Origin of the sequence: Pseudoruegeria sp. SK021, from assembly GCF_002119405.1 — a bacterium.
In the GTDB taxonomy this organism is placed as follows: Bacteria; Pseudomonadota; Alphaproteobacteria; order Rhodobacterales; family Rhodobacteraceae; genus Meridianimarinicoccus.
This window is the reverse complement of sequence record NZ_MTBG01000001.1, coordinates 364,322-385,551: the sequence shown is the minus strand read 5'-3', so window position 1 is coordinate 385,551 and position 21,230 is coordinate 364,322. Positions and strand designations below refer to the sequence as shown.

25 protein-coding genes are annotated in these 21,230 nt (G+C 62.0%); 16 read left to right on the top strand and 9 right to left on the bottom strand.

The window, feature by feature from the left end:
* Positions 1-22 precede the first annotated feature (22 nt).
* Positions 23-481: a YtoQ family protein gene (locus BV911_RS01805; RefSeq protein WP_086051858.1), complete on the top strand. Its 459-nt coding sequence runs from the start codon at positions 23-25 to the stop codon at positions 479-481.
* Positions 482-748: 267 nt separating this feature from the next.
* Here BV911_RS01805 and BV911_RS01800 read toward each other — a convergent pair whose 3' ends face one another.
* From BV911_RS01800 to BV911_RS01780, 5 genes are all read right to left on the bottom strand, one after another.
* A complete protein-coding gene (locus BV911_RS01800) occupies positions 749-2,395 on the bottom strand; it encodes a CTP synthase (RefSeq protein ID WP_086051857.1) in 1,647 nt (548 codons plus the stop codon).
* A gap of 149 nt (positions 2,396-2,544) precedes the next feature.
* On the bottom strand, positions 2,545-2,913 hold the full coding sequence (gene secG / locus BV911_RS01795; protein WP_086051856.1) for a preprotein translocase subunit SecG: 369 nt from the start codon (positions 2,911-2,913) through the stop codon (positions 2,545-2,547).
* A gap of 157 nt (positions 2,914-3,070) precedes the next feature.
* Complete coding sequence (locus BV911_RS01790) at positions 3,071-4,105, bottom strand: M42 family metallopeptidase (protein ID WP_086052019.1); 1,035 nt, start codon at positions 4,103-4,105, stop codon at positions 3,071-3,073.
* A gap of 52 nt (positions 4,106-4,157) precedes the next feature.
* The gene (locus tag BV911_RS01785; RefSeq protein WP_086051855.1) at positions 4,158-4,556 is read right to left on the bottom strand and encodes a DUF6524 family protein; all 399 of its coding nucleotides are present in this window, start codon (positions 4,554-4,556) and stop codon (positions 4,158-4,160) included.
* An 80-nt stretch (positions 4,557-4,636) separates the two neighbouring features.
* On the bottom strand, positions 4,637-5,257 hold the full coding sequence (locus tag BV911_RS01780; protein WP_168183954.1) for a TetR/AcrR family transcriptional regulator: 621 nt from the start codon (positions 5,255-5,257) through the stop codon (positions 4,637-4,639).
* Positions 5,258-5,460: 203 nt separating this feature from the next.
* Between BV911_RS01780 and BV911_RS01775 the strand changes: the two genes are divergently transcribed.
* From BV911_RS01775 to BV911_RS01720, 12 genes are all read left to right on the top strand, one after another.
* The gene (locus BV911_RS01775; protein WP_086051853.1) at positions 5,461-6,018 is read left to right on the top strand and encodes a carboxymuconolactone decarboxylase family protein; all 558 of its coding nucleotides are present in this window, start codon (positions 5,461-5,463) and stop codon (positions 6,016-6,018) included.
* A gap of 161 nt (positions 6,019-6,179) precedes the next feature.
* Entirely contained in the window at positions 6,180-7,472 is a 1,293-nt protein-coding gene (locus tag BV911_RS01770; protein WP_086051852.1) for an adenylosuccinate synthase, read from the top strand.
* 25 nt (positions 7,473-7,497) lie between these two features.
* Entirely contained in the window at positions 7,498-7,728 is a 231-nt protein-coding gene (locus BV911_RS01765; RefSeq protein ID WP_086051851.1) for a DUF2842 domain-containing protein, read from the top strand.
* Positions 7,721-8,437, top strand: a complete 717-nt coding sequence (locus tag BV911_RS01760) for a thiamine diphosphokinase (protein WP_086051850.1) — start codon at positions 7,721-7,723, stop codon at positions 8,435-8,437. The genes BV911_RS01765 and BV911_RS01760 overlap by 8 nt, the downstream gene beginning before the upstream one ends.
* Before the next feature lie 78 nt (positions 8,438-8,515).
* On the top strand, positions 8,516-9,298 hold the full coding sequence (gene rpiA, locus BV911_RS01755) for a ribose-5-phosphate isomerase RpiA (protein WP_086051849.1): 783 nt from the start codon (positions 8,516-8,518) through the stop codon (positions 9,296-9,298).
* 16 nt (positions 9,299-9,314) lie between these two features.
* Positions 9,315-10,673, top strand: coding sequence for a glutathione-disulfide reductase (gene gor, locus BV911_RS01750; protein ID WP_086051848.1), 1,359 nt, complete (start codon positions 9,315-9,317; stop codon positions 10,671-10,673).
* 64 nt (positions 10,674-10,737) lie between these two features.
* Entirely contained in the window at positions 10,738-11,910 is a 1,173-nt protein-coding gene (gene hflK, locus BV911_RS01745; RefSeq protein ID WP_086051847.1) for an FtsH protease activity modulator HflK, read from the top strand.
* 3 nt (positions 11,911-11,913) lie between these two features.
* On the top strand, positions 11,914-12,804 hold the full coding sequence (hflC, locus tag BV911_RS01740) for a protease modulator HflC (RefSeq protein WP_086051846.1): 891 nt from the start codon (positions 11,914-11,916) through the stop codon (positions 12,802-12,804).
* 7 nt (positions 12,805-12,811) lie between these two features.
* A complete protein-coding gene (locus BV911_RS01735; RefSeq protein WP_086051845.1) occupies positions 12,812-13,009 on the top strand; it encodes a DUF2065 domain-containing protein in 198 nt (65 codons plus the stop codon).
* Positions 13,010-13,061: 52 nt separating this feature from the next.
* A complete protein-coding gene (locus BV911_RS01730) occupies positions 13,062-13,973 on the top strand; it encodes a hypothetical protein (RefSeq protein WP_086051844.1) in 912 nt (303 codons plus the stop codon).
* 233 nt (positions 13,974-14,206) lie between these two features.
* A complete protein-coding gene (locus BV911_RS01725) occupies positions 14,207-15,610 on the top strand; it encodes a Do family serine endopeptidase (protein ID WP_086051843.1) in 1,404 nt (467 codons plus the stop codon).
* A 181-nt stretch (positions 15,611-15,791) separates the two neighbouring features.
* Positions 15,792-16,481, top strand: coding sequence for a DUF2270 domain-containing protein (locus BV911_RS01720; RefSeq protein WP_086052018.1), 690 nt, complete (start codon positions 15,792-15,794; stop codon positions 16,479-16,481).
* On the opposite strand, the gene BV911_RS01715 is transcribed toward BV911_RS01720, so the two are convergent.
* Entirely contained in the window at positions 16,452-16,895 is a 444-nt protein-coding gene (locus BV911_RS01715) for an OB-fold nucleic acid binding domain-containing protein (protein WP_240512116.1), read from the bottom strand. The two genes, BV911_RS01720 and BV911_RS01715, sit on opposite strands and share 30 nt — an antisense overlap.
* A 118-nt stretch (positions 16,896-17,013) precedes the next feature.
* Between BV911_RS01715 and BV911_RS01710 the strand changes: the two genes are divergently transcribed.
* Genes BV911_RS01710 through BV911_RS01700 form a run of 3 tightly spaced genes read left to right on the top strand, consistent with a single transcriptional unit; the run spans position 17,014 to position 18,703 of the window.
* Positions 17,014-17,337 carry a 2Fe-2S iron-sulfur cluster-binding protein gene (locus BV911_RS01710; protein ID WP_086051841.1) on the top strand — a complete coding sequence of 108 codons (324 nt, stop codon included), beginning with the start codon at positions 17,014-17,016 and terminating at the stop codon, positions 17,335-17,337.
* A complete protein-coding gene (locus tag BV911_RS01705) occupies positions 17,337-18,041 on the top strand; it encodes a VCBS repeat-containing protein (RefSeq protein WP_086051840.1) in 705 nt (234 codons plus the stop codon). The genes BV911_RS01710 and BV911_RS01705 overlap by 1 nt, the downstream gene beginning before the upstream one ends.
* 59 nt (positions 18,042-18,100) lie before the next feature.
* A complete protein-coding gene (locus tag BV911_RS01700) occupies positions 18,101-18,703 on the top strand; it encodes a hypothetical protein (protein ID WP_086051839.1) in 603 nt (200 codons plus the stop codon).
* Here the strand turns inward: BV911_RS01700 and BV911_RS01695 are convergent.
* The 3 genes from BV911_RS01695 to BV911_RS01685 are packed head-to-tail and all read right to left on the bottom strand — an operon-like array spanning position 18,663 to position 21,216.
* Positions 18,663-19,592, bottom strand: a complete 930-nt coding sequence (locus tag BV911_RS01695) for a DMT family transporter (protein ID WP_240512101.1) — start codon at positions 19,590-19,592, stop codon at positions 18,663-18,665. The genes BV911_RS01700 and BV911_RS01695 overlap by 41 nt on opposite strands.
* Positions 19,582-20,817: an HlyD family secretion protein gene (locus BV911_RS01690; RefSeq protein ID WP_086051838.1), complete on the bottom strand. Its 1,236-nt coding sequence runs from the start codon at positions 20,815-20,817 to the stop codon at positions 19,582-19,584. Before BV911_RS01690 ends, BV911_RS01695 begins: the two co-directional genes overlap by 11 nt.
* A gap of 3 nt (positions 20,818-20,820) precedes the next feature.
* The gene (locus BV911_RS01685; protein WP_086051837.1) at positions 20,821-21,216 is read right to left on the bottom strand and encodes a hypothetical protein; all 396 of its coding nucleotides are present in this window, start codon (positions 21,214-21,216) and stop codon (positions 20,821-20,823) included.
* Positions 21,217-21,230 lie beyond the last annotated feature (14 nt).

Below are 21,230 nucleotides of genomic sequence, written 5' to 3'. Positions count from 1 at the left end.
GACACAATCGGGAGGATATAGCATGACATTGAAGGTTTATCTGTCGGGCGAAATACACACGGACTGGCGCGAACAGATCGTGGCAGGCAGCGCCGATTTGGACGTGTCCTTTGATGGTCCTGTGACCGATCACGCCGCAAGCGATGATTGCGGCGTGGCGATTTTGGGCGCGGAATCAAGCAAGTACTGGCATGATCACAAGGGCGCAAAGCTGAATGCGATCCGCACCCGCAAGGGGATCGAGGACGCGGATGTTGTGGTTGTGCGCTTTGGCGACCAGTACAAACAATGGAACGCCGCGTTTGATGCCGGCTATGCGGCGGCGCTTGGAAAGGCGCTGATCGTGCTGCATGGCGCGGCGCACCAGCATGCCCTGAAAGAGGTCGATGCGGCGGCGCTGGCAGTGGCTGAGACGCCTGAACAGGTGACTGCGATCCTGCGGTATGTCTTGACCGGCGGCCTGCCCGGAGGGGCGGCATAAGCGCGAAATTGCGGTTCGGAATAACGTCGGACTTTCATCGGACTTTTGTCGGACCGTGATCACGGTGCATTATCGGAATTGAAAGGGTCGTCGCGACGGTGTTCGCGGCGGCCCTTTGTCGATTCTGGGTCAGGATGACAGTGGTTTTGCGCGCTTCGCCTACGTGGAGGCCGCGCCAAGATCTGGGCGCAGCCAATCGCGGCGCATAAAAAAACGCGGGTGCCGTTCAGGGCACCCGCGTCGGATCTGGTATATTTTAGTGCGCCGTCAGACCAGTCGCGACACATCCTTGGCGGCCCGCACGAAGTCGGCGAACAAGGGATGCGGGGCGAAGGGCTTGGATTTCAGTTCTGGGTGGAACTGCACGCCGATGAACCACGGGTGGTCCTTCACTTCGATGATCTCGGGCAATTTTGCGTCGGGCGACAGGCCCGAGAAGATCATGCCGTGATCTTCCAAAGCGTCCCGATAGGTCATGTCGACCTCATACCGATGACGGTGCCGTTCCTCGATCGAGGTGGCGTTGTAGATGTCCGAGACCTTGGAGCCGGGGGTCAGTTTGGCGGTGTAGGCCCCAAGACGCATGGTGCCGCCCTTGTTGTCGCCGACCTTGCGCGCCACGGTGTGGTTGCCCTGCACCCACTGCTTGAGGTGGTAGACGACCGGGGTAAAGCGCCGCTCGCCGGACGATTCGTGGTCGAACTCTTCCGAGCCGGCATCGGGCAGGCTGGCAAGGTTGCGGGCGGCTTCGATCACTGCCATCTGCATCCCAAGGCAGATGCCAAGATAGGGGATCTGGTGTTCGCGGGCGTATTGCGCCGCCTTGATCATGCCTTCGGTGCCCCGTTCGCCGAAGCCGCCGGGCACGAGAATGGCATGCAGGCCTTCCAGCATGGGCGAGGCGTCTTCACGGCCGAAGATCTCGGCGTCGATCCATTCGGCGCGAACCCGGACACGGTGGGCCATGCCACCATGGGTCAGGGCCTCGACGATGGATTTATAGGCGTCTTCCAGCTGGGTGTACTTGCCGACGATGCCGACGCGAACTTCGCCCTCGGCATGGGTCAGGCGGTCCATGACATCGTCCCAGCGCGACAGGTTCGGGCGTGGGGCGGGCGAGATGCCAAACGCGTCCAGCACGGCCTGATCGAGACCTTCGCGGTGATAGGCCAGCGGAGCCTCATAGATCGACTTCAGGTCGTAGGCGGCGATGACGGCTTCTTTGCGGACATTGCAGAACAGGCCGATCTTCTCGCGCTCGCGGTCGGGAATCGGGTGTTCCGAACGGCAGACGAGGACATCGGGGGCGATGCCGATGGCGCGCAATTCCTTGACCGAGTGTTGGGTCGGCTTGGTCTTCAACTCGCCGCTGGCGGCCAGATAAGGCAGCAGGGTCAGGTGCATGAAGATACATTGACCGCGCGGCTTGTCTTGGGAAAACTGGCGGATCGCTTCGAAGAAGGGCAGGCCTTCAATGTCGCCGACGGTGCCGCCGATTTCGCAGAGGCAGAAATCAACCTCGCCATCACCGATATTGATGAAATCTTTGATTTCGTTGGTGACGTGGGGGATCACCTGAATGGTTTTGCCCAAGTAATCGCCGCGACGTTCCTTTTCCAGCACTGTGGAATAGATCCGGCCAGACGAGACGGAGTCAGTGCGCCGGGCTGACACGCCGGTGAAGCGTTCGTAGTGGCCAAGGTCCAGATCGGTCTCGGCGCCGTCGTCCGTGACAAAGACCTCGCCATGTTCGAAGGGCGACATCGTGCCGGGATCGACGTTGAGATAGGGGTCGAGCTTGCGCAGGCGGACGGTAAAGCCGCGGGCCTGAAGCAGCGCGCCAAGTGCCGCCGATGCCAAGCCTTTTCCAAGCGAAGACACCACGCCGCCGGTGATGAAAATATAACGGGTCATGTCTGGGTGCCTTTCCGTGACAGCATGGGTCAGGCCGCGTCGGGCCGGGCCCGGAAACGCAGTCTCACGGGACTATGGCCATACAAGATTCGGCGGTTTCCCGCAACATCCTGTGAACAGCGTCGAGAAGAAACTATAGGTTGTAGGGATCAGTCCGCACGCGGGGGCGCCAAGGGGGCGTTACCCGTAGTGGGAGGCAACAGGTCCGTGCCCAGCGGTTGGTTCGGTGTTGTCGGTGCGGGAATCGAAGGGGCCGCGCCGCCGAACCGGTCAAGGATAGAGCTGTCCGCCGAATTCCGTGCCGCCACGATGGTCAGGGCGACCGACGTGCCGATAAAGGCAATTGCGAACATCCATGTCAGCTTCCCAAGGGCGGTCGCTGCACTGCGTCCGCTCATGGCACCACCACCACCGCCACTCCCCATGCCAAGACCACCCCCTTCGGAGCGCTGCAACAGCACGACCCCAATCAGGCACAGAGCCAGAATCAGGTGGACGATGAGGATGATGTTTTCCATCGGGCGGACCTTGGTGTTATTCGATGGTGTCACCTAAAGGCTGTAGCGCCTGCCTGCAACCCCCGACCCGCGCGACAGGCTGACCTTGGGCCAATTCCGAGCCATTTGGGCCGGGTGGGCAGGGGCCGCATCGCGCGCATCAGGGGGGGTAGGTGGGTTACGACACCGATTTGAGATAGGCGATCAGGATGTCGCGCGCGGCTGTCAGATCCGCGATGTCGACCATTTCCGTGACCGTGTGGATATAGCGGGTGCCAACCACGATGCCGATGGCGCGGGCCCCGGCAGCCGATTGTTGCGCCGCAGCGCCGTCTTGGCCGCCTGCGCGCAGCATGGTGCGCTGATAGGGGATGCTTTCGGCTTCGGCTAGCGCGGCGAATTCTGCCACCAGAGCGCGGTCGGCAATGAACGAGCTGTCGCGCACATGCAGGCCGAAACCCTTGCCTTGGATGGTGGTGGCGTCCTGTTCCGGCACGCCGGGGGTGTCGCAGGCCAAGGTGGTGTCGATGCCGATGCCGATATCGGGCTGGATGGCAAAGGCGGCGGTGCGGGCGCCGCGCAGGCCGACTTCTTCCTGACAGGTGAAGGCGACGTGAATTTCGGCGGCGCCGCGTTGGTCGCCCAAGGCGCGGATGGCCTCAATCCCCAGCCAGCAGGCGACGCGGTTGTCGAGGGCCTTGGATACCACCTTGTCGCCCATTTCGACGAAGGGTTCCTCCATCACCACCATGTCACCGACATTGACCTTGTTGGCGGTGTCTTTGCCGAGGCCGAGATCGACGAAGAACTCACTGACTTCGGGAACTTTTTTGCGGTCCTCGGGCGAGGCGATATGGACGGGGCGGCCGCCGGGGTTCATCACGCCGGGCAGGTCGCCGCCCTCTGTGCAGACCCGAACCCGGCGGGAAAACAGATTGCGCGGGTCAAAGCCGCCCACCGGTTGCAGATAGCAAAAGCCCTTTTCGGTGATGTGGCTGACCAGAAAGCCAATCTCGTCCATGTGGCAGAGCAACATGATCTTGGTTGGGGCGTCGTCGGTGCCGTCGCGGCGGCACAGCAACGAGCCCATGGCGTCGGTTTCGACATGGTCAAACAGGCCGTCGATTTCGCTGCGGATCAGGTCGCGGACGCGGTCTTCTTGTCCGGGGACGCCCGCCGTTTCGCAAAGCCGTTTCAGAAGGTCGAGATTCAGGGTCATGGCAGGGGCCTTTCAGGTCACGGAAGGGGGGGCGGCGGCATGCGCCTTAGCGGTTATCCACGTCATCCACGTCGATTTGGCCGGACATGCGACGGCGGATCAGGCTCCAGCTGAGGCCGGTGCCCAGCACGACCGACAGGCCAACGATGGCCAGCCATTCGGTGGCGGCGCGGTTGGTGGTGCTGAGCCAGTCTTGATCGAACAGCACCCAGACAAGGGCGGCGAAGATCGCGCCGACAAGGCACATGCCGAACACGCCAAGCGCCCGCACGCTGGCCCGGACGAAAATAATCCAGCCGGAGAACAGCAACAGGCCCATTAGGGCCACGATGGGCATTTGGGTTTGGTAATTGTCCATGGCCCAGCTCATGAAGCTGAAATTGGTCGGATTGGCGGTGGCTGCAACCAGCGCGAAGGCGAACAGGCAGCGAATAAAAATGTCCAAAGGGGGTCTCCGGCGCGGAATGGGGCCCGGGTTTGGTGCCTGACATTGGCGGCGCTGTCCAGACCGGTCTGGATGCCAGATTAGGATCGCGGCGTGTGCCAGCCCGGCTCGGCCATGGCTTCGATTTCCTGCGCGAGGTCTTCGCCCATGGCCAAGGTTGCGGCGCGGTGGCTGGGGATCTGGCCATAGGCGCTGAGCCCCATCAAGCGCACTTGCAACCGGCGCGCCAACGCCTGCGGATCGGCATCGGCCCGCAGTTGGCCTATGGCTTGGGCCTCGGCAAAGCTTTGGGCGATGCTGGCTTCGTTTTGGCGCAGAATCTCGGCCAAGGTCTCGGTGATCGGGCCGGGGGTGCCGCCGATTTCCAATGAGGTGCGTGCCAGCATACAGGCCGGAATGGGCGCGTCGTCGCACATCACCGGGTGGGCTTCGCGTAGGAACCGGGCGAGACCGTCTAGCGGGCTGGCGGCGGTGTCACTGATCGCGGCCCGTGCGGAACCCAGTTGGGCGAAGTAGCGTTGCAACGAGAGACAGAACAGCATCTCTTTGCTTTGGAACGCCGCATAAATGCTGCCCGGGTGCATCCCCAACGCGGCCTCAAGATGCTTCATCGATGTGGCGCCATAGCCCTGCTTCCAGAACAGGGTCATGGCCTTGTCCAGCGCTTGGTTGCGGTCGTGATGCGGGGTGCGGGTCAACATTATGCGATCGAATATAACGCCTTTTGCGGAATTTCCCAGAGACGGAGGCGGATCGTGGGGCAGAAAGCGCCCTGTTTCGGGCCGATTTCCCTCACGTTTGAGTGATTGCTCAATCAGGGGCTTGAGCAATCGCTCAAACATCATAGGTAGAGGCATGTTCCGCACGACGGTTCTGACCGAAATTGAATGCAAGGAGCCATATCATGGCCGACTTCACCCTCCACACCGCCGACACCGCCCCTGAGGCCAGCCAGCCGCTGATCGAAAAGTCGAAAAAAGCGTTTGGCCGTCTGCCCGGGCTGCACGCGGTAATGGCCGAAGCGCCGGGTCTGCTGGAATCGTATCAGGTTGCCCACACTGCCTTTGCCAACAGCAGCTTCGATGCTGACGAGACGACCGTGGTCTGGCAGACGATCAACGTCGAGCATGCGTGCCATTATTGCGTGCCGGCCCATACCGGGATCGCGCTGAGCATGGGCGTCGATGCATCGCTGAACGATGCCCTGCGCGACGAGACGCCGCTGCCGACCGCCCATCTTGAGGCGCTGCGCACCTTTACCCTTCAGGTCGTACGTCAGCGCGGCGAAGTCTCGGACGAGCAGGTTCAGACCTTCCTTGATGCCGGTTATACCAAGCGTCAGGTGCTGGAAGTGGTGCTGGGTGTTGCCCAGAAGGTGATGAGCAACTTCACCAACCATCTGGCTCAAACCCCGATCGACGAGCCGTTCCGCAAATTCGCTTGGGAAAAGAAGTCTGCTTAACACCATCTGAGCCGACGAATTGAGACCCGGAAGTTTCCGCGCTGCGCCATTGCCAGCGCGGGGACTTGCGGGTCTTCGCGTTTGGGGGGTTTCGCCGCACTGTCTGGCAAGCTATCACGTCCCCGGCGCTGCGCGACGCGGTGGCAAGACAGGAGACGGGCATGGCCAATGTGGTAGTGGTAGGCGCTCAATGGGGCGACGAAGGCAAAGGTAAGATTGTCGATTGGCTGAGCGAGCGTGCCGATGTGATCGCGCGCTTTCAGGGCGGTCACAATGCCGGGCATACGCTGGTCATTGACGGCAAGGTGTTCAAGCTGTCGTTGCTGCCCTCTGGCATTGTCCGCGGCGGCAAGCTGAGCGTGATCGGCAATGGCGTGGTTCTGGACCCGTGGCATCTGGTCAAGGAAATCGCGCAGTTGCGCAGCCAGGGCGTTGAAATCAGCCCCGAAACCCTGATGATCGCCGAAAACGCGCCACTGATCCTGCCGATTCACGGCGAATTGGATCGGGCCCGTGAAGACCAAAGCGCGGTGGCCAAGATTGGCACCACCGGTCGCGGCATCGGGCCTGCCTATGAAGACAAAGTCGGACGCCGGTCGGTTCGCGTGGCCGATCTGGCCGATGATGCGACGCTGGTGGCGCGGGTTGACCGGGCGCTGGTGCACCATGATGCGCTGCGCCGGGGTCTCGGCCTTGAGCCGGTGGACCGTGATGCGCTGATCGCCTCCCTGCGCGAGATCGCCAAAGAAGTGCTGCCCTATGCGGCGCCGGTTTGGAAAGTGCTGAACGAAAAGCGCAAAGCCGGAAAGCGGATCCTGTTCGAGGGGGCGCAAGGCGCGCTGCTTGATATCGATTTCGGCACCTACCCGTTCGTAACATCGTCGAATGTGATTGCGGGTCAGGCGGCAACCGGCACCGGCATGGGGCCGGGGGCGATTGATTTCGTCTTGGGCATCGTCAAAGCCTATACCACCCGGGTTGGCGAAGGCCCGTTCCCGGCCGAATTGCACGATGCGGACGGTCAGCGTCTGGGCGAGCGCGGCCATGAGTTTGGCACCGTCACCGGGCGCAAGCGGCGCTGCGGTTGGTTCGATGCGGTTCTGGTGCGCCAGACCTGTGCGACCTCGGGCGTGTCGGGCATCGCGCTGACCAAGCTTGATGTGCTGGACGGCTTTGAAGAGCTGAAGATCTGCACCGGTTATATGCTGGACGGCGTGCAGATCGACTATTTGCCGACGGCTGCAGATCAGCAGGCTCGGGTGACGCCGATCTACGAGGTCATGCCGGGGTGGTCCGAAAGCACCGAAGGCGCACGGTCTTGGGCCGATCTTCCGGCGGCGGCGATCAAATATGTCCGTCGTGTCGAAGAATTGATCCAGTGTCCGGTCGCCTTGCTGTCGACCTCGCCCGAGCGTGAGGATACGATTCTGGTCACCGATCCGTTCGCGGATTGATCAGGCACGCGATAAAGGAGAGGTCATGTCTCTAAGCTACAAGGCACGACGGCGTTGGTCGTTGGTTATTCTGCTGGTGGGACTGCCGCTATATGTCGTGGCGGTGGTCACGGTTCTGGCCTTGTTGCCACCGCTGCCGTTTCTGGTCGAGTTGCTGGTCTATATCGTCCTTGGGGTGATCTGGGCCTTCCCGTTCCGGGCGGTGTTCCGGGGCATTGGACAGGTCGATCCGGCGGCGCGGGGGGCGGATGACTGACCTATCCCACCGCAACGGCCCGACCCCGATCTTAAGCGCGGACGTGCCGGTCACCTTGGCTGGCGGTGGCGATTTGCTGAGCAGCGATCTGCGTGATTGTCTGGCGCTGGCGCCGCGCCTTGTCGCGGCGGATGGCGGGGCGGACCGGCTGTTGGTGCTGGGCGCGTTGCCTGAGGCGGTGATCGGCGACATGGATTCGATCTCGAAGGCGGGGCGGGCGGCGCTGCCACGGGATGTCTTATATCCGGTGGCGGAACAGGACAGTACCGACTTCGAAAAATGCCTGACCCGGGTGCACGCGCCGATCATATTGGCGCTTGGGGTTTTGGGGCCGCGCAGCGATCATGCGCTGGCGGCCTATAACACCTTGGTGCGCCACCCCGACCGGCGCTGCATTCTGGTTGATGACAGTGATATCGTCCTGCTTGCGCCGCCATCGCTGTCGTTGGATCTGGCGCCGGAGACGCGGGTATCGCTGTTTCCGATGGCGCCGCTTGGCGGGCGCAGCACCGGTTTGTTCTGGCCGATTGACGGGCTGGAGTTTGCACCAAACCTGCAAACTGGCACCTCGAACCGGGCCACCGGACCCGTGCGGCTTGAATTTGATGCGGCAGCAATGCTGCTGATCCTGCCGCGCGCTATGCTGCCCGCTTTGATTGCCGCTGTACTGGCCGCGCCGGGCTGGCCCGCGATCCAGTCCGACCGGTAATCCTGAGGATTCCGGTTTTCTTCTCGCAGCGCCGGGCTGCGTTGCCTATACATTGACCCGAATGAAGAGGAGTCGTCCATGGCGATCAAGTTGTCGGATGCAGACGCGGGCAAGTTTGCCGCTGCGAGCCGGGCCATCGCGTTTGTCGAAGACGGGATGCGGATCGGTCTTGGCACCGGATCCACGGCGGCGTGGATGGTGCGAGCGCTGGCGGCGCGTGTCGAACGTGAAGGTCTGATCCTGACCTGCGTGCCGACCTCAACGCGGACAGCGCGGCAAGCGCGCGAGCTTGGCCTGACCGTTGTGACCTTGGACGAGGCCGGTTGGCTGGACCTGACCATTGACGGTGCCGATGAATTTGACCCCGATCTGAACCTGATCAAAGGTGGCGGCGGCGCGCATTTGCAGGAAAAGATCGTCGCGGCGGCCTCGGACCGGATGATTGTGATTACCGATCCCAGCAAGGCGGTGGCGCAGCTTGGGGCCTTCCCGTTGCCGGTCGAGGTGATCCCGTTTGGCTTGGATGCCACCCAGCGGATGATCGACGAGGTGCTGACCGGGGCCGCTGTCGGGGGCCGGGATTGTTCGATCCGTATGAATGGCGAGGAGCGATTCTTTTCTGACGAGGGCAACCACATCATCGATCTGCATCTGGCACGGATCGACGATCTTTGCGAGCTGTCGCAGGCCTTGATGCGGGTGCCGGGCGTGGTGGAAACCGGGCTTTTCCTTGGGATGTGCAACGCGGTGGTGATCGGCCATGCCGATGGCCGGACCGAAACGCGCTTTGCTGATGAGACGCCGGACGAGGCGGGGCAGGTCGATCTGGCCGAGGCCGACGATTTGCCCGTTGAGGCGTGACCGAAAGGATTTTGAGATGAGCTTTGATTTTGATCTTTTCGTGATTGGCGGCGGATCGGGTGGGGTGCGTGCGGCTCGGGTTGCTGCCGCGACCGGGGCCAAGGTTGGACTGGCCGAAGAAAGCCGGATGGGCGGCACCTGTGTGATCCGGGGCTGCGTGCCCAAGAAGCTGATGGTCTTCGCCTCCAGCTATCGCGAGGTGTTCAACGATGCCCGCGGCTATGGCTGGGATGTCACCAACGGTGAGCTGGACTGGCCGGCGTTCAAGAGCAAACTTGAGGCCGAGCTGGACCGTCTGGAAGGCGTCTATCAGAAGCTTTTGACCGGCTCAGGCGTCAAATGGTACGCAGCACGCGCCGTATTGGATGACCCGCACACGGTGCGTCTGGACAGCGGCGAGGTCTTCACTGCCAAGCATATTTTGGTCGCCACCGGCGGACGGCCGTTTGTGCCGGACATGGACGGTTGCGAGCAGGCCATCACCAGCAACGAGATATTCCACCTGAAAACCTTGCCGAAATCGATCCTGATTGTCGGCGGAGGCTATATTGCGTCGGAATTTGCCTGTATCCTGAACGGATTGGGCGTAGAGGTGACGCAATTCTACCGTGGGGCGCAGATTCTGCGCGGCTTTGATGATGAAGCGCGCGGTCTGGTGGCGGAAAAGATGCAAGAGAACGGCATCGCGCTGTGCACCGGTACCAATGTGGTCGAGATGGAGGCCCGCGGCGAAGCGGGCACGTGGGTCAAAGGCACCGACGGCTCAGAGCGGGTCTATGATCAGGTGATGTTCGCCACCGGGCGCACGCCCAATACAGGCGGACTGGGCTTGGAAGACCTTGGCGTAGAGCTGGGCCGTCGCGGCGAGATCAAAGTTGACGCCTATAGCCAGACGGCGGTGCCGTCGATCTATGCGGTGGGCGACGTGACCGACCGGGTCAATCTGACGCCGGTTGCTATTCGCGAGGGCATGGCCTTTGTCGAGACGGTGTTCAACGGCAATCCGACGGCACCGGACCATGACCTGATTGCCAGCGCCGTCTTTACCCAGCCGGAACTGGGCACCGTCGGGCTGAGCGAAGAGGCTGCGGCCGAACAAGAGCCGATCGAGGTCTATTGCACCTCGTTCAAGTCGATGCAGCAAAGCTTTGCTGGTCGCGATGACCGGGTGCTGATGAAACTGATCGTCAGTCAGGCCACCCGCAAGATTCTGGGGTGCCATATCGTGGCCCCACAGGCCGGAGAGATGATCCAATTGGTCGGCATCGCCGTGAAGATGGGCGCGACCAAGGAAGATTTCGATCGCACCGTAGCGGTGCATCCGACCATGGCGGAAGAGTTGGTGACAATGAAGACACCGACACGCACCGCTTGAATTTGACAGGTTCACGATCATTTAGGATGAGTGACCCGAACGACGAAGAGGATTAAAGGACCAGATGGCAGGAAACAACGGAGGTCCCTGGGGGGGCGGTGGCGGCCGCAATACAGGTGGTGGTGATGGCGGTGATAATCGCGGCACGGGCGGAGGCGGACGACGCCCACCGGGTGGCGAGGGCCCGCAGATTCCCGAGATAGATGAACTGGTCAAGCGCGGTCAGGAACAGCTGAAGGTCCTGATGGGCGGACGGCGCGGCCCGGGCGAGGGCGGTGGACCGGGCGGCGATGGCCCGAAGATCACTCGTGGCATGGTTATTCTTGGCGCCATCGCGATGGTTGGGGTCTGGGTCTTTTCCTCGCTCTACACGGTCAAGCCAGACGAACGCTCGGTTGAATTGTTCTTGGGCAAGTACAGCCAGACCGGCAACCCGGGTCTGAACTTTGCGCCATGGCCGCTGGTGTCCTATGAGGTTCTGCCGGTCACTCAGGAACGGTCGGAAGATATCGGCGTGGGCCGGGGCGATTCCCGCAGTGAAAACGGCCTGATGTTGACCACGGACGAGAACATCGTCGACATCGACTTTCAGGTTGTCTGGATCATCAACGATCCGGCCAAGTTCCTGTTCAACCTACGCGATGCGCGCCAGACGGTTCGCGCCGTGTCGGAATCGGCCATGCGCGAAGTCATTGCGGCGTCGACGCTGGCACCAATCCTGAACCGGGATCGTGGCTTGATCGCGGACACCGTTCGGGAAAACATTCAATCGACGCTCGACAGTTATGAGAGCGGCATCAGCGTGGTGCGTCTGAACCTCGACAAGGCTGACCCGCCGAACGAAGTGATCGACGCGTTCCGTGAAGTGCAGGCTGCCGAACAGGAACGGGACCGCTTGGAGCGTCAGGCTGACGCCTATGCCAACCGTGTTCTGGCCGGTGCACGCGGGGAATCCGCACAGCTTCTGGAAGAGGCCGAAGGCTATCGCGCGCAGGTCGTCAACGAAGCCGAAGGTGATGCCAGCCGGTTCTTGGCGGTGCTTGACGAGTATCGCAACGCGCCGGAGGTGACGCGCAAGCGTCTCTATATCGAAACCATGGAGAAGGTTTTGGGCGGCATGGACAAGGTCATTCTGGATGAAGGCGTGAATGGCAACGGCCAAGGCGTTGTGCCTTATCTGCCGCTGAACCAGTTGCGGACCGGCACAGACACCTCAACCGAAACCCGGGGGAACTGAGCCATGAACAAGCTTTATCTTTTGCTCGCAGCCGTCGTGGCGGTTGTTGTCGTCGTGGCCTCGTCGATCTTTATCGTAGACGAGCGCGAAAAGGCGCTGGTCTTGCAGTTTGGTCAGATCAAGGCCGTCAAAGAAGAGCCGGGCCTTGGCTTCAAGGTGCCGTTCATTCAGGATGTGGTGAAATACGATTCGCGCATTCTGTCGATCGACACCGTGCCGATCGAGGTAACGCCGTCGGATGACCGCCGTCTGGTGGTTGATGCCTTCGCGCGGTATCGCATCGCCGATGTCGTCGTCTTCCGTCAGGCTGTCGGCGGCGATGGTCTGGCCGGTGCAGCCAACCGTCTGGAAGGCATTCTTAATCCGCAGATCCGTGAAGTTCTGGGTTCGGATGGTGTCACGTCAAATACCATTCTGTCCGCGGACCGGTCGATACTGGCCACACGGATCAAGGAACGGGCCCAAACCCGTGCCGCAGCCCTTGGGTTGGAAGTGGTCGACGTTCGGCTAAAGCAGACCAATCTGCCGGTGCAGAACTTGGACGCGACCTTCGCCCGGATGCGGGCTGAACGGGAACGGGAAGCGGCGGACGAGATCGCGCGCGGCAACGAAGCGGCACAACGGGTGCGGGCGCAAGCCGACCGGACCGTGGTTGAGCTGGTGTCTGAAGCCAACAAAAACAGCGAAATCACCCGCGGTGAAGCTGACGCGCAACGGAACCGGGCCTATGCCGACGCCTATGGTGAAGATCAGGAGTTCTTTGAATTCTATCGCTCTTTGACCGCTTACGAGCGGGCGTTGAAAGGGTCCAACTCGTCCATGGTCATCACGCCGGATAGTGAATTTTTCAACTATCTGAACGGGCCGACCTCGCGCGCCAGCGCGGCGCAGTGAGACCTGCATGAGCACGTTGCTCATGGCTGCAGGGATTGTTCTGATTGTGGAGGGGCTGGTGTTCGCACTGGCCCCTTCGCGCGTTGAGGACATCTTGCGCATGCTGGCCGCCTTGCCCCTAGAGGCGCGGCGGCTTCTTGGTCTCATCGCCCTTGCCGGTGGGACTTTCCTTATCTTTTTAGCGCGCTATCTGTCAGGATTGTGAGTGTCCCGGGCCCGCGCGGCCCGGTTCACATTGCCTTAGCGGATGAGTGGTCATGACTGAGCCTTTCAAATCATTTCGGATACCTATTTTGGCCGTCTTGGCCACGTTGGGGTCTGCGCTGGCTGTCACCGCGCAGGGACAAGGGCCAGACAGCCCATGGCGGCGCGGCGTCAACGCCGGTGCGGCCACCTATTTGGAACGGGATCTGGATGGTGGCGGCAGCTTTTCCAACACCCGCGGCGTGGTCAGTTTTAACGTGACCCACGGGACCAGTTTTCGCGAGTCGGTTGGGGTAAGTTTGAGCCTTGGCCACAGTGCCTATGACTTCAGCGATACCATCGCCCCTTGGGGGGATATTAACGATTACGCCCTGTCGGTGCCGATCACCTTTGGCCTGAGTGACCAAGTCACCGCCCTTGTGGTGCCGTCGCTGCGGTTTGACGGTGAGGACGGGGTGGATTTCGACGATGGTCAGACCGGCGCGCTTATTCTTGGCGCAGCGTGGCGCATTCGGGACGGTCTGACCTTGGGTCCGGGCCTTGGGATGCAATCGACGCTGGACGACGACGTGACGCTGTTTCCATTCCTGCTGATCGACTGGGCGATCACCGATCGGGTCAATTTATCAACCGGGCGCGGGCTTGGGGCGTCGCGCGGGCCGGGTCTGACCCTCAGCTACGCGGTCAGCGATGCGCTGAGCCTTGGGATCGCCGGTCGCTATGAAGATGTCGAGTTCCGGCTGGATGAGGATGGCGTGGTCCCCGGCGGGATCGGGCGGGATCGGGCCACGCCGGTGGTGGCAACGCTGGGCTGGCAGCCGTCACGGGCGGTCAGCGTGAACGCCTTTGCCGGGATGGCATTTGGCGGGTCGTTGCAGGTGAAAGACAGCAATGGCCGCACGATCGATTCCCGCGATTACGACCCGACGCCTCTGTTCGGCGGCAGTGTCGATTTCAGTTTCTGAGCGGTCGCAGGCGGGGCTGGGCAGACCGACCAATCGCCTGAGACCGCGCTGCGAGCTTTCCCTGGTGTCACAACAGTGTGACGGAACGCGAGCAGTGGCCGGGTTGGCATTTCCGAAAGGATATCGCCATACTGCCGGTCAAGCGTCGCTTTGACGATGCGAGCGAACCACAAGAGGAGCGTGGCGTGCGGATTACAAACATATCGAACCTCCGTCGGGTGCGGGCAGCAACGATGGCCCTTGGATTGGGCGTGGCTGTGGCGATGGGCCAAGCGGCGCCAGTTATGGCGCGCGGCGCCCCTGAAAGCTTTGCCGATTTGGCCGAACAGGTCAGCGATGCGGTTGTGGACATCACAACCTCGACCAACATGGCCACGGCAAGTGCGCCGGCCACGCCGACCGTGCCAGAGGGCTCTCCGTTTGAGGATTTCTTTCGCGACTTCATGGATCGCAACGGCGACTCGCCAGAACGCCAGCGGCGTGGGGCGGCGTTGGGGTCGGGATTTGTCGTCTCGGAAGACGGCTATATCGTCACCAATAATCACGTCATCGAAGGCGCTGACGAGATTATGATCGAGTTCTTTAACGGGCAGGAACTGCCAGCGACGGTGGTGGGCACCGATCCCAACACCGACATTGCGCTGCTGAAAGTCGACAGCGACGCGCCACTGCCGTTCGTGACTTTTGGCGACAGCGATCAGATGCGCGTCGGCGATTGGGTCATGGCCATGGGCAATCCGTTGGGGCAGGGGTTTTCGGTGTCGGCGGGGATCGTCTCGGCCCGGGGCCGCGCCTTGCAAGGCAGTTATGACGATTACATTCAGACCGATGCCGCGATCAACCGGGGCAACTCGGGCGGTCCGCTGTTCAACATGGATGGTCAAGTTATCGGGGTGAACACTGCCATCCTGTCGCCCAATGGCGGCTCCATCGGCATTGGCTTTGCGATGTCCTCGGCGGTGGTGGGCAATGTGGTCGATCAACTGCGTGAGTTCGGGGAAACCCGTCGCGGCTGGTTGGGCGTGCGCATTCAGGACGTGAACGCCGATCTGGCCGATGCGCTGGGGCTGGATGCGGTAGCGGGGGCCTTGGTGACCGACGTGCCAGAAGGACCGGCGGCGATTGCCGGGATCGAATCCGGCGACGTGATCCTGTCCTTCGATGGCGGCAGCGTTGCGGACACGCGCGAACTGGTGCGCCGGGTTGGCAACACCGCGGTCGGTAAGGCCGTGCGGGTGACGGTGTTCCGCGATGGCCAGACCGAGACGCTTCAGGTGACGCTTGGTCGCCGGGAAACGGCCGAAGCCATTCCGGCGTCGGCGGTGCCGAATGAACCCATCGAGGATAGCTTTCTGGGCATCACGGTTAGCGGTCTGAACGACGATCTGCGGGCCGAATACCAGATCGGTGCCGATGCCACCGGCGTCGTGGTGACCTCTTTGGATGAAACCTCGGACGCGTTCGAAAAAGGCCTGCGTCCGGGTGATGTGATCGCTGAGGCGGGGCAGAAGAAGATCGACTCGCTTGAGGATCTGAATACCCAGATCGCGGACGCGCGCGATGCGGGACGTAAATCTCTGCTGTTGCTGGTGCGGCGCGGCGTCGATCCACGGTTTGTGGCGCTGTCGCTGGACTGATCGATCCGATTTGACGTGGGAACAGGGCGCCTTCGGGTGCCCTGTTCTGTTTCAAGACCGGGCAGTTCCGCGCGGCGCCACCCGGCTGATGCCCTGATGACCTGCGGCGGCTGCGTGCCCTTCCCAAAGCCGACCGGCGGTGCAATAGTCTGATATGGGCGCGATTTCTGGGGAGGGATCGATGAACACGCTGGGCGAAACGCCGTTGGTGGACGCAGGCCGGACGGAGTTCACATCGGCCGAACTGGGTGCATTGGCGCATCTTTATCGCGGTGAGGTCTATCGCAGCACTTTGTGGCGATCCCGGTTGGATCAGACCACCAACTGGTCGGTCGTGACCACGGGGCTGGCCCTGTCCCTGACCTATGCCGGACCCGACGCCTCGCCACTGCCGTTGATCCTTGTCGGGCTTCTGGTGGTGGTGTTCCTGATGTTCGAGGCGCGCCGCTATCGGTATTTCAACGTTTGGCGGGCGCGCTGCCGGTTGATCGAAACCGATGTCTATGTGCCGATGCTGAACGGTCGCGGGGTCACGATGGATGGCAAGTGGAACACGCTTCTGGCCAATGACTATGCCAAGCCGCGCTTTCATATCAGTTATTTACGGGCCGTGGGGCGGCGGCTGCGCAAGAATTATGCCTATATTCTGGCGGTGCAAGCGGTGGCGTATTTCGGCAAGATGGCGATCCACCCGACCTCGGTGTCCAGTTGGGAGGTCTTTCTGGACCGCGCCGCGATTGGCCCGATCCCGGGCGGATATGTCATCATGGCCGGGGTGCTGTTCCACAGCAGCTGGATCTTGCTGGCGCTGGTGACGCTAAGGATTGAGAAGCACCACCGATCAACCCGCCAGCTGATCTCTATCGCGTGATGGCGGTGGTGCCGTGGGGCGCAGCGATCTGGCTGGCGCAGGGCGGGTTAATTCATCCAGCATCGGCGAGATGTCCTCGATCTGTTCAGCGATCACGTGTGCCACAGCGTTGTCGCGCTGCAATCGGCCGGTGACCCGCAACAACCGCCCGGCGATGACCGCCCGGCGAAACTGTTCGAACACTGTTTTCCAGACGATGACATTGACCACGCCGGTTTCATCTTCCAACGTGAGGAAGATCACACCATGTGCGGTGCCGGGCCGCTGGCGCACCAGAACCAGCCCGGCGACGCTGACCCGGGCCATATTCGGCGGCCGGTCCAGCCAGATAGCAGGCAGGCACGAGGGCGGGCGGGGCCAGTCAGAGCCCCGGCTCTGACCCAAGGCGGCATGGGACGGGGAAAAGACCTGCATAGAACAAAAATAGAACATATGCGCGTGTAGGCAAGTCTTTTCTGTCCTATGGCAAAATCAGCCCCCTTGTCCTATGTCCCCGGGCAGGACAGTGTGATGCGAAGACGAAGGACCGACGATGCCAAAAATCACTTATATCGAGCATAATGGAACCGAACATGTGGTTGAGGTGCCGCTGGGACTGACCGTTATGGAAGGGGCGCGGGACAACAATATTCCCGGAATTGAGGCCGATTGCGGTGGCGCCTGTGCCTGCTCGACCTGCCATGTCTATGTGGCCGACGCATGGGCCGACAAACTGCCGGCGATTGATCCGATGGAAGAAGACATGCTGGATTTCGCGTTTCAGCCCAAGCCGGGCCAGTCGCGCCTGACGTGCCAGTTGAAAGTCACCGACGCGCTGGACGGTTTGGTTGTCACCATGCCGGAAAAGCAAATCTGATGCGGCGGCTGGCGGCCAGTCTGGGGTTGTTCACCCTGCTTTCCGCCAGCCCCTCCAGCGCCGAGATCGTTGCGGCGCGCTATGCCGATCCGACGACGCGCTATGCGCATGGCGTTTTGGGCGACGCTATTGAATACGGCACGCTGGAACTGACCCTTGACGATGGCCGGACCTTGCGGCTGATCTTGCCGGAGAGCCGGGTGTTCGAAGATACCGCGCCACGTCTGGCCGATGTCGATGGCGATGGCCACCCTGAGGTGGTGGTGGTGGAAACCGACAGCGCACGCGGCGCCCGGCTGGCGATTTATGGCGAGACCGGGCTGCAACTGGCCACCCCCTTTATTGGTACCCGGTTCCGCTGGCTCGCCCCCGCTGCGATTGCTGATTTGGACGGCGACGGCGCGGTGGAACTGGCCTATGTCGAGAAGCCCCATTTGGCCAAAACGCTGCGGGTCTGGCGGGTCAGCCCGGCGGGCTTTCGGCCGGTCGCGACGCTGGCCGGGGTCAGCAACCACCGGATCGGCGATCCTGAAATCTCGGGCGGGTTGCGAGAGTGCGGCAATGGCCCGGAGATGATTGTGGCCAGCGGCGATTGGACCAGTGTCATGGCCGTCACTTTGGCCAACGATGCCCTGACCGCCCGCCGTTTGGGTGATCTGGTCGATGCCGATAGCTTTGCTGCGGCCATGGATTGCAAGATGTAAGCCATGACCGCCCTTCCGTTTCCATCGCGCCTGACCGCGCGCTTTAAGGTGGCTCCTCGATGAAACTGATTAAAACGACGTTGCTTGGCGGTGTCCTGTTCCTGATCCCGCTGGTGTTCATCGTGATCATTCTGGGCAAGGCCTATGAGTTCAGCACCGCAGTTGCCGGTCCGACCGGGCAGTTGTTGGGCATGCAGGAAGGGGTCGATGGGTATTTTCTGGTCGAGGGGCTGTCGATTCTGCTGATCGTGGCCTTGTGTCTGATCGCGGGCTTGGCGGCACGGCTGCACATCATCCGGCGGCAGGTCGATCGGTTGGATTCGATCCTGATCGAGCTAATCCCGGGCTATTCCATCGCCAAAAGCATGGTCGGCGGCATGGCGTCCGGCACCGATGCCATGGCAACGCTGAAGCCGGTACTGGCCCGGTTCGACGACAATGCCCAGATTGCGTTTGAAGTGGATCGCACCGATACCGTGGTCGTGGTCTTTCTGCCCGGTGCGCCGGGGGCATGGTCGGGCACCTCGGTCGGGATGGAGCCGTGGCGGGTGACGCCGCTGGATCTGCCGCCGCATCAGGCGGCAGGCTTGCTACGGGTTCTCGGGCGCGGATCGGCGGCCCTTATGGTGCCGGGGATGGCCGCGCCGTTGCGCGAGGATTGACCAGCGCGATCCACAGCGCGGCGCCGGTGATCAGGGCCGCGCCGATCAAACTGGCAACGGGCGGCATGTGGCCGAACAGGAAAATGTCGAACCCCAGCGCCCAGACCATGCCGGTATAATCGAACGGCGCAAGGGTCGAGACCGGGGCGCGGGCGACGGATTCGACCGAACAGATATGGCCAAGGCCGCCCAATAGACCCGAGGCCACCAGCCAGACCAGCACCTCGGGCGGGGTTTCGGCCCATCCGAAGGGCAGGGTCGCCAGCCCCACAAGCGACGAGATCACCGCAAAGTAGAACGCCACTGTGGCGGCGGATTCGGTACGGGTCATCGCTTTGATATGCACCCGCACGAAGGCCATGGTGACCGCATAGGTTAGGCCCGCCGCGATTCCGATCAGGGCGCCGTTTCCGGGCAGGCTGAACAGGTTCCACAGCATCACCATGACCCCGGCAAAGCCCGCGGCAGTGGCCAGAATGACCGGACGCGAGACATGCTCGCCGCCCAAGACCGCCGCCAGCGGCAGGCTGAGCAGGGGCGCCAGATAGGCCAGCGCTTGCGCATTGGCCACGGCCAGATAGGTGAGCGAAATGAACGACATCGCCATCGAAAACACCCCGAACAGCCCGCGTGTCAGATGCAGGCGCGGGTGGCGGGTTTTCAGGGCGGCCGGCAGTTGGCGGCGCAGGGCCATATAGATCAGGATCGGTCCCAGTGCGACGATCGACCGCCAGAAGATCATCTGCCCCAATGGCACCACCTCGGCGATCTGGTGGATCGTTGCCAGCATTGCCGTCATCAGAAAGGTGGTCAGCAGGCGCAGCCCAATGCCGTGTCGGATGCCGTGGGCTGCGTCTTGGGGGGCGTCAGTCGTGGGCTTAGTGCCCACCACTGAACACCAAAGTTTTGACGGGCATCAACAGGGCCTGCACCCGCAGCAGTGCCGCATGGGCGATGCCGACCGTATCCACCGCGTGCAACGAAATGCGGGTCAAAAACGGCAGGTCCTCTGTCTCTAACCGGTCGTGATTGCTGGTGTAGACATTGGCGGCGCAAGCACTGCCCGGTGGGATCGCATTGGCCTGTCCTTCGTAGAGCGGGATCATGGTCACCGTGACGCTTCCCGGTGCGGTTGGGGTGGCGACATCGATCAGTTGATCGGTGGGCCGAAACTGCCCGGCGGCAATCGTGCCCTGCTTTTTGGTCACCACCATAGGAATGATGGTGAAGGGCAGGCTGGCACAGGTCATTTCGCCGATCATGCCCGGATGGATGATCTGGGCCGACAATTGCCCGAAACCGGCCTGAAAGCGCCGGTCGTCCGTGGTCTGCGGGATCAAGATGCCCGCGGGGCGCAGGATCGGGCTGACGTAATCGCCGGGCTGCAAGGCAAGCTGCTGGACTGTGCCGGTGATGCCTGCATAGACAACCATTTTCGACTGAAGAACCTCGGCTTGCGCCAGGGCAGCTTCGGCGCTGGCCTTTTGCGCTGGCAACAGGGTTTCGATTTTGGCATCGACCGCCTCTTTCTGGGCGAGGGCGGCGTGCTGGGCGCCTTCGCGCCCGTCGACGGCGATCTGAAGGCGGTCAATCTCGCGCTGGGTGACGACATTGGCGTTGCGCTGTTGCAGCTCAAGCTTGGTGTCCAGTTCTTCCTGGGCTTGGCGCACCGCGCCGGTGGCTTGCTCTAGCGTGCCGATGGCAGCGGCCAATTCCGATTGGGCCACGATCTGGGCGGCGTCGATTTCGGTCACCTGACGGCGGGCGGCTTCGACATTGGCTTGCTGAATGCTGTCATCCATCCGAAACAGCGGATCGCCAGCCTGAACCACCTGATTGTCGGTGACCAGCACCTCGGTCACGCGGCCACCTGTTTCTGGCAGGATGGTGATGGTGCGGAAATAGCCGGTGACACTGGTGCTGCTGGGATGGAAAAAGAAGATCACCGTGATCAGGGTCACCGTCAGCATGAAGCAGGTGACGATGCCCCAGCGCAGTTCGTACCACATCGAAAACAGCGTGATCTCGCGGCCGATGCGCTTGTCCTGCACATAGCGGCGATACAGATAATCGGGCAGCAGGGTCAGCATGGAGCAGAGCAAGAATTCCAGCATCGCTCAGTGCTCCTTCTCGGCGGGACCGGCGAGGTCGGGCTGCCGGTCGCGACGTCCTGCTTCCAACGATCGTGCGATCGACGTCAGCGGGGTGACGATGTCGGGAAGTTGAATGGTCACCAGCAACAGCGCCGCCACCCAGAACAGGTTGTTATGGGTAAACAGGGCCAGCAGGGTCAAAATTCCGACCACCTGAAGCTGGGTACTGTTGGCGCGGTGCGCCAACCGGTCGGGAAGCGAGTGCAGGTGCAGATAGAAATGGCCGATCACCAGAATTAGCAGCACGACAAAAATGCCGACGCCCTGAAACAGCCAATCGCTTTGACCCGGTCCAGTGATGAACCCGGGAATATGATCGACGACTAGTCCTGCGGGCAAGTCGGGGGATATATCTGCCATTTTGGTCCTCTTAG

What these genes read in the sequence shown, in the direction of transcription:
- rpiA (WP_086051849.1), top strand. Translation starts at nt 8,516, where the DNA reads ATGGCGATCAAGTTGTCGGATGCAGACGCGGGCAAGTTTGCCGCTGCG.
- BV911_RS01775 (WP_086051853.1), top strand. Translation starts at nt 5,461, where the DNA reads ATGGCCGACTTCACCCTCCACACCGCCGACACCGCCCCTGAGGCCAGC.
- BV911_RS01765 (WP_086051851.1), top strand. Translation starts at nt 7,498, where the DNA reads ATGTCTCTAAGCTACAAGGCACGACGGCGTTGGTCGTTGGTTATTCTG.
- BV911_RS01735 (WP_086051845.1), top strand. Translation starts at nt 12,812, where the DNA reads ATGAGCACGTTGCTCATGGCTGCAGGGATTGTTCTGATTGTGGAGGGG.
- gor (WP_086051848.1), top strand. Translation starts at nt 9,315, where the DNA reads ATGAGCTTTGATTTTGATCTTTTCGTGATTGGCGGCGGATCGGGTGGG.
- BV911_RS01800 (WP_086051857.1), bottom strand. Translation starts at nt 2,395, where the DNA reads ATGACCCGTTATATTTTCATCACCGGCGGCGTGGTGTCTTCGCTTGGA.
- BV911_RS01725 (WP_086051843.1), top strand. Translation starts at nt 14,207, where the DNA reads ATGGCCCTTGGATTGGGCGTGGCTGTGGCGATGGGCCAAGCGGCGCCA.
- secG (WP_086051856.1), bottom strand. Translation starts at nt 2,913, where the DNA reads ATGGAAAACATCATCCTCATCGTCCACCTGATTCTGGCTCTGTGCCTG.
- BV911_RS01805 (WP_086051858.1), top strand. Translation starts at nt 23, where the DNA reads ATGACATTGAAGGTTTATCTGTCGGGCGAAATACACACGGACTGGCGC.
- hflK (WP_086051847.1), top strand. Translation starts at nt 10,738, where the DNA reads ATGGCAGGAAACAACGGAGGTCCCTGGGGGGGCGGTGGCGGCCGCAAT.
- BV911_RS01760 (WP_086051850.1), top strand. Translation starts at nt 7,721, where the DNA reads ATGACTGACCTATCCCACCGCAACGGCCCGACCCCGATCTTAAGCGCG.
- BV911_RS01710 (WP_086051841.1), top strand. Translation starts at nt 17,014, where the DNA reads ATGCCAAAAATCACTTATATCGAGCATAATGGAACCGAACATGTGGTT.
- BV911_RS01715 (WP_240512116.1), bottom strand. Translation starts at nt 16,895, where the DNA reads ATGCAGGTCTTTTCCCCGTCCCATGCCGCCTTGGGTCAGAGCCGGGGC.
- BV911_RS01720 (WP_086052018.1), top strand. Translation starts at nt 15,792, where the DNA reads ATGAACACGCTGGGCGAAACGCCGTTGGTGGACGCAGGCCGGACGGAG.
- BV911_RS01730 (WP_086051844.1), top strand. Translation starts at nt 13,062, where the DNA reads ATGACTGAGCCTTTCAAATCATTTCGGATACCTATTTTGGCCGTCTTG.
- BV911_RS01780 (WP_168183954.1), bottom strand. Translation starts at nt 5,257, where the DNA reads ATGTTGACCCGCACCCCGCATCACGACCGCAACCAAGCGCTGGACAAG.
- BV911_RS01770 (WP_086051852.1), top strand. Translation starts at nt 6,180, where the DNA reads ATGGCCAATGTGGTAGTGGTAGGCGCTCAATGGGGCGACGAAGGCAAA.
- BV911_RS01690 (WP_086051838.1), bottom strand. Translation starts at nt 20,817, where the DNA reads ATGCTGGAATTCTTGCTCTGCTCCATGCTGACCCTGCTGCCCGATTAT.
- BV911_RS01685 (WP_086051837.1), bottom strand. Translation starts at nt 21,216, where the DNA reads ATGGCAGATATATCCCCCGACTTGCCCGCAGGACTAGTCGTCGATCAT.
- BV911_RS01700 (WP_086051839.1), top strand. Translation starts at nt 18,101, where the DNA reads ATGAAACTGATTAAAACGACGTTGCTTGGCGGTGTCCTGTTCCTGATC.
- hflC (WP_086051846.1), top strand. Translation starts at nt 11,914, where the DNA reads ATGAACAAGCTTTATCTTTTGCTCGCAGCCGTCGTGGCGGTTGTTGTC.
- BV911_RS01705 (WP_086051840.1), top strand. Translation starts at nt 17,337, where the DNA reads ATGCGGCGGCTGGCGGCCAGTCTGGGGTTGTTCACCCTGCTTTCCGCC.